At 42.7% G+C, this 11,191-nt stretch carries 12 protein-coding genes and 2 pseudogenes; 4 read left to right on the forward strand and 10 right to left on the reverse strand.

Annotated elements, in window-relative coordinates; genetic code table 11:
* Positions 1–117 precede the first annotated feature (117 nt).
* Positions 118–1,344: pseudogene (locus EWV68_RS03870) on the forward strand (pentapeptide repeat-containing protein); the annotation flags it as partial.
* Between the two features lie 50 nt (positions 1,345–1,394).
* Here EWV68_RS03870 and EWV68_RS03875 read toward each other — a convergent pair.
* Positions 1,395–1,460: pseudogene (locus EWV68_RS03875) on the reverse strand (DUF29 domain-containing protein); the annotation flags it as partial.
* A 363-nt stretch (positions 1,461–1,823) separates the two neighbouring features.
* On the opposite strand from EWV68_RS03875, the gene EWV68_RS03880 reads away from it, so the two are divergent.
* Positions 1,824–2,129 (forward strand): ribbon-helix-helix domain-containing protein, encoded by a 306-nt coding sequence (locus tag EWV68_RS03880; protein WP_239698226.1) that lies wholly within the window; start codon positions 1,824–1,826, stop codon positions 2,127–2,129.
* Between the two features lie 55 nt (positions 2,130–2,184).
* On the opposite strand, the gene EWV68_RS03885 is transcribed toward EWV68_RS03880, so the two are convergent.
* The 6 genes from EWV68_RS03885 to EWV68_RS21800 form a co-directional block, all read right to left on the reverse strand.
* Positions 2,185–2,382, reverse strand: a complete 198-nt coding sequence (locus tag EWV68_RS03885) for a hypothetical protein (protein WP_239698227.1) — start codon at positions 2,380–2,382, stop codon at positions 2,185–2,187.
* 134 nt (positions 2,383–2,516) lie between these two features.
* Positions 2,517–3,383, reverse strand: a complete 867-nt coding sequence (locus tag EWV68_RS03890; RefSeq protein ID WP_061433343.1) for a transglutaminase family protein — start codon at positions 3,381–3,383, stop codon at positions 2,517–2,519.
* Complete coding sequence (locus tag EWV68_RS03895) at positions 3,383–4,384, reverse strand: alpha-E domain-containing protein (RefSeq protein WP_061433344.1); 1,002 nt, start codon at positions 4,382–4,384, stop codon at positions 3,383–3,385. The genes EWV68_RS03890 and EWV68_RS03895 overlap by 1 nt, the downstream gene beginning before the upstream one ends.
* A gap of 70 nt (positions 4,385–4,454) precedes the next feature.
* Positions 4,455–5,891: a circularly permuted type 2 ATP-grasp protein gene (locus EWV68_RS03900; protein ID WP_061433367.1), complete on the reverse strand. Its 1,437-nt coding sequence runs from the start codon at positions 5,889–5,891 to the stop codon at positions 4,455–4,457.
* A 41-nt stretch (positions 5,892–5,932) separates the two neighbouring features.
* Positions 5,933–7,168 (reverse strand): RNA-guided endonuclease InsQ/TnpB family protein, encoded by a 1,236-nt coding sequence (locus EWV68_RS03905; RefSeq protein ID WP_216844454.1) that lies wholly within the window; start codon positions 7,166–7,168, stop codon positions 5,933–5,935.
* Positions 7,098–7,577: an IS607 family transposase gene (locus EWV68_RS21800; RefSeq protein WP_199308304.1), complete on the reverse strand. Its 480-nt coding sequence runs from the start codon at positions 7,575–7,577 to the stop codon at positions 7,098–7,100. Before EWV68_RS21800 ends, EWV68_RS03905 begins: the two co-directional genes overlap by 71 nt.
* 282 nt (positions 7,578–7,859) lie before the next feature.
* Between EWV68_RS21800 and petB the strand changes: the two genes are divergently transcribed.
* Positions 7,860–8,528, forward strand: coding sequence for a cytochrome b6 (gene petB / locus EWV68_RS03910; protein WP_002798126.1), 669 nt, complete (start codon positions 7,860–7,862; stop codon positions 8,526–8,528).
* Positions 8,529–8,579: 51 nt separating this feature from the next.
* The gene (gene petD / locus EWV68_RS03915) at positions 8,580–9,062 is read left to right on the forward strand and encodes a cytochrome b6-f complex subunit IV (protein WP_004267928.1); all 483 of its coding nucleotides are present in this window, start codon (positions 8,580–8,582) and stop codon (positions 9,060–9,062) included.
* A gap of 306 nt (positions 9,063–9,368) precedes the next feature.
* Here petD and EWV68_RS03920 read toward each other — a convergent pair whose 3' ends face one another.
* The 3 genes from EWV68_RS03920 to EWV68_RS03930 all read right to left on the reverse strand — a co-directional run bounded on the left by EWV68_RS03920 (position 9,369) and on the right by EWV68_RS03930 (position 10,927).
* Positions 9,369–10,178, reverse strand: a complete 810-nt coding sequence (locus EWV68_RS03920) for a squalene/phytoene synthase family protein (protein ID WP_287168889.1) — start codon at positions 10,176–10,178, stop codon at positions 9,369–9,371.
* Between the two features lie 269 nt (positions 10,179–10,447).
* On the reverse strand, positions 10,448–10,672 hold the full coding sequence (locus tag EWV68_RS03925) for a hypothetical protein (RefSeq protein WP_079208836.1): 225 nt from the start codon (positions 10,670–10,672) through the stop codon (positions 10,448–10,450).
* Positions 10,673–10,798: 126 nt separating this feature from the next.
* Positions 10,799–10,927, reverse strand: a complete 129-nt coding sequence (locus EWV68_RS03930; protein WP_260324550.1) for a hypothetical protein — start codon at positions 10,925–10,927, stop codon at positions 10,799–10,801.
* Positions 10,928–11,191 lie beyond the last annotated feature (264 nt).

Genomic DNA, 11,191 nt, shown 5'->3' on the forward strand with positions numbered 1-11,191 from the left:
TAATCGATTACTTTTTTTCTCAAGTCTAGGCTATAAGACATTTTTCTGTATGGGTTGCTCGTTTCTCTTGATTTTACCTTATTTTTCCCTCGTCTCACACTTATTTGAAATGACTATACCAATTTTAATCAGGCAATCTTGAATAAAACAATTTTTAAACAAGCAATTAAATTGGAATTAGCCCGCCCCGGCCATACCTTATTAGCCAATCCCCAAATTAGAGAATTTCTGATTGATTCCCGCACCGGAAGCGGAAAAGACTTTGCCCAAGCCAATTTACGGGGGGCATACCTGGAGGGGGCAAACCTGCAAGCTGCCAACTTGCGCCTAGCGAATATCAGTGAAGCCAGCTTGCAATACGCCAACCTTGCGGGGGCAAACCTCAGCGAAGTCAACGCCGTCAATACGGATTTGCGCCATGCTACTCTGACGGGTGCTTGCGTGGAAAATTGGAATATTGATGCTACCACCCAACTGGATGAGGTGGATTGTCAGTATATTTATCTGCTTAATGGGCAAAAAGAGCGCCGCCCCAGCAGTGGCGAATTTCAACCGGGCGAATTTACTAAATTATTTGCCGAAATGTTCGACACCGTTGACCTCATTTTCCGCAATGGGGTGGATTGGAAAGCTTTCATTGCTGCCTTAAAAGAAGTACAAGTGCAGAACGAAGATACGCCGCTTCAGGTACAGAGCATTGCCAATAAAGGGGATGGCGTGATAGTGGTAAAAGTCCATGTACCGTCCGACACTGATAAAGAGAAAATTCATCAAGAATTTAACCAAAATTATCAACTACAACTCGCAGCCATTGAAGCCCAATATAAGGCACAACTCACCGCCAAAGAGACAGAAATTGCCATCTATCGCCAACAAAGTGTTGATATGATGGAAATTACCAAAACCCTCGCCAACCGTCCCATCCATGTAGAAGCAAAAGCCATGAGCCACAGTAACGACAGTTCCCGGAATACTACCATCCGCGATATTAATAATTCTGCCGTCAATTTCGGCGAAATCATCGGCGATGTAACCAATACCATTAACCAAATTGCAGCCGATGCTTCCCCAGAAAATGCCCAACTTAAAGCTTTACTGCAAGAACTAACCCAGGCGATTGAAATTGACAGCCATTTAGATGAAGAAGAAAAAGCCGAAGCCGCCAATCAAGTGAAAAAGATTGCCCAAGCTAGTCAAAATCCTGATGATGCCGGACTGCAAAAGAAAGCCCAACGAGCAGTTAATTTTCTCGAAACAATTGCTAAAGCTTTGGAACCTGCCAGCAAACTTGCCCAAGCCTGTCAAAAAGCCTTACCGATAATTTTGAAAACATTAGGCTTCTGATAGGTTTGTAGTTGCGCTTTAGCGCAGTTCTAGTTAGGGCTATAGCATCCTCGTAACTGTTTTACCGTCTCTTTTAGCCATTGATTATAATCAGTTTCGTAGGCAATTGACGACATAATTTAACTCTCCATAGAAAATTACTTAAATGGCTTTCTATCTAAGGCCAGCTGAATAAATCTAAATGAGGGATTAAGAGAATTTCTCCTATCCCGTTACTGGGTACAAATCAAGGAAACCCCTAATAAATCTAAGGCCTTTTCTTGCAGAGGAGAATGACTGTTAGGAACTTTTTCTATCTATATGACTGCCATTCTAGCAAATATACTCCATCCCCGTCTATTAAGAAATATTACAATAAACATGAGTAGATTAAGAAAGGTTAATGGGTGTATCCATTGATAGATAGGGGTTTTCGGCTATTGTAGTAGATATGTATGTGGGGAAGTTCAGATATATAGAAAAACTGGCGATTACGATTCATGACGGTTATAGTAATGTATAATGTAATGTATATAATTAAACTGGCTATGGTCAGCAAAATCCGCAAGCAAATTTATATCGAAGCCGAGCAGAATAATTTACTGAAAGAGAAGGCCCGACAGACGGGACTGAGCGAGGCCGAGATCATCCGACAGGCGATTGACCAACACATAATTTCCGTCAAATCTCCTACCCCGAACTTGAGCGCTTGGGAGCGAGAAAAGGCCTTTATCACCGGTCTCGAAAACCGCCCATCACAACCGGGTAAAAGGGATTGGCGAAGGGAGGATCTCTATGAACGATAGAGTCCTGCTCGATACCCGACACCCTGCCGCCACGAAAAACTTTTTGCCGCAAACTCTATCTAGAAGAAGCCGAATTTTGTTCAAAAGTTAACTCCTCTAACACTTCCGTAACCAACTTGCCGTTGGCTAAACGCTTTAAACTTCTAATCTGAATATTCACTTGGGGAGTTTCTTCTAACTGTTCAATCAAAAAATCTGCATATTTGATTATCGCCTCACGCGCCGCATTTTTTTTAGTCCAAACTCGCGCCATTTCTAACAGATTAGTAACCCCAATAAACTCCTCTCCCTCCCCATCTAAACTATTATTAGCCCCATAAACAATAAAACATAGCCTAAATGTCCTTTTGTTGCTGTGCCAAATCCTTTAGCCATAAAGAATCATCCTCAAGATAACAAATCGATGGAAATTGTCGATGATAGCTGAGATTCTATCACTTGATGACCCAGACTAACCGGTCGAGCATTTCCCTCTACCGGCGCGCAATAACGGGGAATTGGGCTAGAAACGAGGCTAATATGACGGTCACTCACCGCTAATCCATGGGTAGGATCATAGCCTTTCCAGCCGCCCCCCGGCAAATACACCTCTACCCAAGCGTGTAAATGTCTTTCTTCTTGGTCTAAATCTCCTTCTTGATAGCCACTGACAAAACGGGAAGCCAATCCCACACAGCGACACACATCCATAAATAAAACCACAAAATCGCGACAGGAACCCTGCTTATTTTTCCAAGTGTTTCCGGGTAGATAGGGTTCCCCGGTAAGACGAATAATTTGCTGACAATTGCGGTAAATTTTGTCATTAAGATTAAACAGGAAAGATAGCACCTGTCCCTCAGTTTCCTGCATAATTTCTTGGGCTAATGCTGTCACATCGGGGTCATTAGCTAACCCATAAAATTGTCTGTAGGGTTGTAATTGACTGTGGAGGGAAATGGGATAATCAAAGGGTAAACAGGTCGCCCAAGGTTCCAACAAATACTGAAAAGGATTAACCCCATTGGTTTCCACTTCACTCACCACATCAATCAATAATTCTTCTGTCGGTTGATTAAACCAAATTTGTAAACAAGAATTGCCATCGAGGTCGATAATATTAGTTATTGTTAAAGGTTCCGGGTTAATTTTGAGTGTGAACTCTCGCAAAGTTTGCCCACCATCGGATTTTGGCCGCAAGCGCAGCAGATGAGGCGATAAAATCACGGGTTGATTATAGAAATAGTTGGTTTGATGCCGAATGTGATAACGCATTAAGTTATTAATTGGGATTGATATTGAAAGTTATTTACTGGCAGAGGTGAGGCAAGTTCGGGATTAAAAACAAAGAAAGTTTCTGTCATTTTTATTCCCACATCATTAACTCTTTTTTGAATATGGTCGAGGAATTCATGCAATCCCATTTCAATAATATCCTCGATAGTTAGATAACTCATTTCGGCACAAAGTCGCCCTAAACTTCTTTCTACTGAATTGCCCCAAGTTCCTACAGGAGTACCGGTAACTTGATGCAAACAGTGGTCTAATTCCCGCAGACAAAAGTGAATTGAACGAGGAAATTCTCGATTAAGAATTAAAAATTCGGCCACGTCACTAGGAGTAATCCGTCGTTGACATTTACGATACATTTCGTAGGCACTCACCGACCGCAGTAAAGCAATCCATTGAATTTGGTCTAGAGAAGTTCCTACCCATTGAGCGGAAGGCAAGAGATAATAGTATTTAACATCAAGAATTCTGGCGGTTTTATCGGCGCGTTCCTGTAATCTTCCCATAACGCCAAAATGCCAACCTTCATTATGAGTCATCGTTGCATCCATCACCCCCGCAAAACGGTGACTAGCCAATTTAACTTGGGTAAAAAAGTTAGGTAAAGTAGTTTGAGGATGGTAAGAGGAAGCATCTTTTACCATTAAGAAAAAACCATTAACCTGTTCCCACATTTCCGAAGAAATAATCTCGCGAACTGACCGAGCATTTTCTCGCGCCCAGCGCAAACAAGAGATAATTGAACTACTATATTCCGTGTCAAATGTCAAGAAATTGATCACATTTTCTGCGGTGGCTGTGCCGTAACGTTTCTTGAATTGTTCTAAATCTCCCGTGGTTAAAACCAAAGGTTCCCACTGTTGCAAAACACTGGTAGGTACATCTAACATTAAATTAAGGTTAACATCCATAAACCTGGCGACATTTTCTGCCCGTTCAATATAGCGATTTAACCAATAAATTGAATCAGCAACTCTACTAAGCATAATTAACTGGGAAAAAGTGAAAAGGTTAGGGTGGGTTACTAACCCACCAAAATTTTGATTATTGTCTTGATTACTTGGTTAAAACCCAAGTGTCCTTACTGCCACCACCTTGAGAAGAATTAACCACTAAAGAACCCTTTTTCAAAGCCACGCGAGTTAACCCCCCGGGATGCACATAAATTTCATCGCCACGATGGAGAATATAGGGACGTAAATCCACATGACGACCTTCAACTTCCGTGTCAATTAAAGTGGGAACCCTAGAAAGACTTAACACCGGTTGAGCGATATAATTGCGAGGGTTAGCGGCAATGCGTGGGGCGAATTCTGCCCTTTGTTCGGGGGTAGCTTGAGAACCGACTAACATCCCATAACCTCCCGACTCATTAGCGGCTTTCACAACTAACTTATCGAGATTATTTAAGACATAATCTAAGTCCTTTTCTCGCCAACAAAGATAGGTAGGAACGTTATTTAAAATCGCTTCTTCTCCCAGATAATAACGAATCATATCGGGGACAAAAGCATAAATAACCTTATCATCGGCGACTCCCGTACCCGGGGCATTAGCTAAAGCGACGCGACCTTCCTGGAAAACTTTTAATAATCCGGGTACACCTAACATCGAATCGGGACGAAAAACCGCCGGATCTAAAAAGTCATCATCGAGGCGACGATATACCACATCTACCCGTCTTAATCCCTTGGTGGTTTTCATTTGTAGATAACCATCAAAGACGACTAAATCACGCCCTTCCACTAATTCTACCCCCATTTGTTGGGCAATAAAAGAATGTTCAAAGTAGGCAGAATTATAGGTTCCGGGGGTTAAAACCACCACGGTGGGATTAGGTAATTGGGGAGGGGCTAAATTGAGGAGAGTTTCCAACAGATGGGAAGGATAATCATCCACCGGTTTAACATTCATTGTCTGGAAAATATCGGGGAAGGTGCTTTTCATTACCCGACGATTTTCGAGGACATAGGAAATACCAGAAGGAACCCGCAAATTATCTTCTAAAACGTACCATTGACCATCTTTATCGCGGACTAAATCGGTTCCCGTGATGTGACACCAGATACCTCCGGCGGGTTTTAGTCCCACACAGGGTTTCAGAAATCCCGTCGCCGAGGCGATTAATTCGGGGGGAATAATGCCATCTTTAATGATTAACTGGTCATTGTAGATATCGGAGAGAAAAAGATTGAGAGCTTTGATGCGTTGTTTCAGGCCTCTTTCTAAATAATCCCAGTCCTCAGCCGAGACAATTCGGGGAATAATATCAAAAGGAAAGATTTTTTCCACCCCTTGATTGTCGCTATAGACATTGAAAGTCACCCCCAATTCAAACAGGGCCGACTGAGCGGTTTCCCGGTGTTGTTGAAGTTCTCGGGGCGGCAGATTCTGCAACCATTTGATTAAAGGGGACGCGTGGGGACGAGGTTGACCATCATCTAAGAATAGTTCGTCGTAGAAGCCTTCGGGATCGTAGGTATTTAATAGCACGCTGACCTCATTCCATACCGATACTTTTTTGCTAACATACATTAACAATGCACTCTAAGAGAGTCTCTTAAAGAGGGGGTATCTCCCAAAGCACGAAGAAAAATTCCTCGTGCGCCATTAATATCTCTATCCATCGTCTTGCCATCAATCTTGGATTTAATGACTTTTTTTCCACCTAAGTTATGTATTAATTCACCAGTCCAGCTAACTGTTTTCGACGTATAGGCTTCACAGCAGTCTATTACTAATTTACCCATCTCAAAAGCCTTATGCTTGAGAAATTGCTTAAATCGGTAATGAGACCAGTTAAGCATCTGTCTAACAGATTTTGAGCGAATCTTCCTGCTATTTTTTAGAACCATTTCTGACACTTCAAAAGTAGGCAAAAGAATCACATCAAAGTTATCAACTAGGAATCTAGCAACTTGATGATGAAGTTCATCTACTAAATTCCTGATTTTATTTCTTAGTCGATTAGCTGCTTTTCGATAACGGTTTCTGGTTTTAGCATTAACTTTGGTAGAACGAGAAATTAAATCATCAAGGTGATAGCATAATCGTTGGATTTTACCTATATCCTGACTCCCGATTGAGCCAAAACTATTAGGCGAGAATAGTGCCAGAAAATCTCTAACACCGGGGTCTAGGGCGACAATGCGTCCTTGGTTATCGGATTCGCATCGTTGCACCTCATGGGGAATAGCTAAATAGTATTGTCCATTTCTGGATACTAATCGGCTATCCCCAAAATTGTCGGGCAGTGATTCGGTGAAGCGTATTTGCCCTAATTTTGTGTGATATATTCCTTTTTCTGAAATGGCTGACTTAGGAATATAACATGATTGCTGTTTATCTTTACGGGAACGGAATTTTATTTTCTGGATTTCCCCAGTTTTTTGATATTTTCTTTGAGCATTTTTAACGGCTTCACAAGCGTCTTTGACTGCTATTGATTTAATCTGGTAGGGGACTTCTTTAGCCCATTCTGGTAAATCATTAATGATTCCGGTCTTGATAGCCTTCCAATTAGCTTTTCTATCTGGTTCCTGTAGATATTTAATGGTTTGGTTGAAGACAAACCGAGATACTCCCCACCAGTGTTTCATCAGTTTCTTCTGTTCTGTTGTTGGATAAATCCGCACTTTCTTTGATTTTTTGAGCGTACTTCCTGAGTCCGGACATTCGGCAAGAGAAGATGTGAAGTATTTATAACAAGTCTGCTGTAAGTTCTGATTCGGGACTGTGAACAGTTTGGTCGAGAACCAAGATTTTGCCACCGTTTTGTTCGACCATGTACTGTATAAGCTCGAATCTAAATCGGCATAATCTGTCCAGTGTGGACATAACAATTGTGAGTTTATTTCCCCACAATAATCTGTCCAGTATGGCTCTAAGTCCTTTTCTTTGGAAGTTAAGCCCACTACCGATGTCTTTGATGATTTCTGCCTCTGGATAGAATCCGCGCATAAAGCTGACTTGTCTCTCAAGGTCATCTCGTTGCTTGATTGAACTGACTCGGCAGTAGCAAACAAGGGAAGCTCTAGCTGCACCATTGACGTAAGACTGGACATCGTACAATCGTTGCCCTGCTTCGTTTTTGATACTTTTGATTTTCCCTTCATCGGCATATTCTCTTAATGTATTGGGATGTAATCCCCATAGCTCAACGGCTTTTCTTAGGGTCACAAACGTTCGCCTAAATAGTGGCGTATGTAGGTCAATGTGAGCAAATCAGTAACTAGCTGTCAACCTTACCTATTCCCAGTGTCGGACAATTGGCCCGATTTTTTGTAGTCTAGGAGACATTTTAAGGGAAATTTTAGGAAGTTACGTTTTTCGGGTCTAGCGATCGCCAATTGATCCCCACCGGTGGAGAAACCTGACAAGAGCGAGAATTAGCCCTGAAAACTGTGTTACATTTTTTAAAGGTCACACCTTAAATCTTTCATTTTTCTTACTGGTTACGCGATGTTTACCAAACAAGTAACGGATTCTAAAGCCTATCAATGGTTTCAGGAACGCTTAGAAATTCAAGGGATCGCTGATGATATCAGCACCAAATACGTTCCCCCCCACGTTAATATCTTCTACTGTCTGGGTGGTATCACCCTTGTGTGCTTCGTGATCCAGTTTGCCACTGGTTTCGCCATGACCTTCTACTACAAACCCACTGTAGCAGAGGCCCTCTCCTCCGTACAGTACATCATGAACGAAGTCAACTTTGGTTGGCTAATTCGTTCTATCCATCGCTGGTCTGCCAGTATGATGGTCTTAATGATGATCCTGCACGTTTTCCGCGTCTATCTGACCGGTGGCTTCAAAAAACCTCGCGAATTAACCTGGGTAACTGGGGTTGTCTTGGCCGTAATCACCGTTACCTTCGGTGTCACCGGTTACTCCTTACCCTGGGATCAGGTGGGTTACTGGGCCGTTAAAATTGTTTCCGGTGTACCTGCTGCTATTCCCGTCGTCGGTGATCAACTCGTCACCCTGATGCGCGGTAGCGAAAGCGTCGGTCAAGCAACTTTAACCCGTTTCTACAGCTTACATACTTTTGTACTACCCTGGTCGATCGCGGTCTTCATGTTGCTACATTTCTTGATGATCCGTAAACAAGGCATTTCTGGGCCTCTATAATTCAGAAAAATATCTCTGTCGATCCGAAATCATTTTTAGGAGACATTATCCATGTCCACATTAAAAAAGCCCGATCTCAGCGATCCCGCTCTGCGCGCTAAGTTGGCTAAAGGGATGGGTCACAACTACTACGGTGAACCCGCTTGGCCTAACGATCTGCTCTATGTCTTCCCGGTGGTTATCTTTGGTACGATCGGACTCTGCACCGGTTTAGCGATTATGGATCCCACCATGATCGGTGAACCTGCCGATCCTTTCGCTACTCCCCTAGAAATTCTGCCAGAGTGGTATCTTTATCCCGTTTTCCAAATTCTCCGTATTCTTCCTAACAAACTCTTAGGTATCGCTTGCATGGCCGGCGTTCCCCTAGGCTTGATGTTAGTTCCCTTTATTGAAAGCGTCAATAAATTCCAAAATCCTTTCCGTCGTCCCGTCGCTACCGCTATCTTCCTATTTGGTACTGTGGTGACGATTTGGTTAGGTATTGGTGCCACTTTCCCCATCGATACATCTTTAACTCTCGGTTTGTTCTAAGTTACTGAACACCACCGGTTTGTTGCCCACGCTTGTGATTCCTGACTTTGGAAGAGCGATCGTGGGCAATTTTAATTGGGGTTTGCGGCAAAAAGTTTTTCTTGGGGGCAGGGTGTGGGGTGTGGGGTGTGGGGTGTAGGGTTTTACCGATTTTCAGGTGGTCAACTACCTAATTTTCAGGGAAAAAGTCCAGGGATTTTCCCCCTGATCACTCCCAGTCCGGTACTTTTTGATTGACAAAAAGTCTAAAAGTCTTACCCAACAAGGTTTTTAGATTTATTCAGCCAACCCTAATTGTGATTTCTTCTATCGGGTAATTTGTTGTACCAAAGCGATGACATCGCTGCGGCTGAGTTTTTCCTTACCTAACGCTAGGACTTCGAGAGTGCCATGGGCTAAAGCGAGGGGAATCTTACAAAAATCAAGGGCCGGCCCATTAGGCAGCGATTGAGTGTAATAATCGGCTAATTTCAGATTACGACGGGCATAATTATGAATATCACTAATTGTCCAACCCTGGGGCAGAAAACTTACCCCCCGGCGCAGATCCTCGCCATGGTTGCGGGCAATATTAACCGCTTGTAAACCCCGACCAAAACCGATGGCATAACTGCGATTAGTTTGAGTGCCGTCGTACCAATTCCAGAGGTCAGACAGCAATAAACCCACGGCACCGGCCACACTAAAGGTATATTGATCTAATTGCACTTCTGTGCGAATATCCCAGTTATTCCCAGCCCAGTAGGCCATGCGATCGGCCATGGCCGCCGTGGCATCCCAGACCCGGGGGGCGATCGAATCTGGCGCTAACAGGGCCCATTCGCCAATTCTCAGGGTTACTTCCGGCAAAATCTCCCGATGGACTAAGCCAAAAGCAAAGTCCTCTTTGGTGGAATTTTCAGTACCTGCTTGTAAGTTCAGGCTAATTTGTCTTAATATCTGGGATTTACTGAAGTTATCTAGGTCGGGATGGTCTTCTACTTCATCGATCGCCCTCATACAGAGATAAGCTGAGGCTACTGCCTCGAGCAGACGATCTGGTAAACGACTTATGGGAATATAAAAAGTTCGACTCGTTTCTTGCAGAATCGTTAAAGCATTATCGCGCAAATTCATTCAGTCCTCTCCTCACGCCAACTTAGGTAACTACGAGTTAAACCAATCCGATAGATCGGTTTAGGTGATTCCGATGTTCCTAAGACAAAGTTGCTGTCTATTGTAGTATTATTATTCAAAATTTCGAGATTATTCTCGAAAAAATCAACCTTTAGGGTCTTCTTGACAATTTTTCTTTCTGGGATAGCTGAAGGACAATTACGGGAATTTTTCGAGATTACGGGCTTAAAAAGTAGTTTTTGCCCGTTTTTAAGCAGTATTTTGCGGCTTCATGGCAAGGATTGAAAGGAGATCACTTGTAAAACCGGTCCGATCATGGCCAGAGTCATCACATCTGAGCGAATTTCACCCATAACTGTCACTTTTGCCTTTTTTTGAGTTAATTCGGCAGGCGGTTCCATTAATTCGTAGGTTTGACCGTTATCAGCAATTAATGCCCAAGTTCCCGTGCCTATTTCGATTCTTTTTACCTGACCGGTTACACTAATATTCATGCTTTAATTTCGCTCATCGAGGCGATCGCAATTGCTGCCACCGTTACAAGCATTTTATCGATATCTTTCCTCGGCATTGATTGCCAATTTTGCCCGACTTTAACCTCATAAATCAGTTTTTTTTATCTAAAAAGCGATTGCCACTTCCGCCACCACCGCTAAGAGGGATGCCACAGCCGCTAAAATTATTATTTCTCGATCGGATTGTCTCATAACTATCTGAGTATAAATTACTAATCTTAGTCTATACCACATCTAACCTAGAGTTCAATTGATCTAAATTATTTTATCCATAGATAAAAAGCTATAAAAGTTATCATTGCTCGGCAAAAATGGCGAAATCTATGTCCTGATTGCCCTGTATTATTTGTTCAGGAAGCCCTAACACTAATTAGGGCTGGCTGAATAAATCTAAAAACCTTGTTGGGTAAGACTTTTAGACCTTTTGTCAATCAAAAAGTACTGGATCTGGGAGTGATCGGGGGGAAATTTAGGCACTTTTTCCCTGAAAATTAGGTA

The sequence above is a fragment of the Microcystis sp. M_QC_C_20170808_M9Col genome, assembly GCF_007095495.1.
Classification (GTDB): domain Bacteria; phylum Cyanobacteriota; class Cyanobacteriia; order Cyanobacteriales; family Microcystaceae; genus Microcystis; species Microcystis aeruginosa.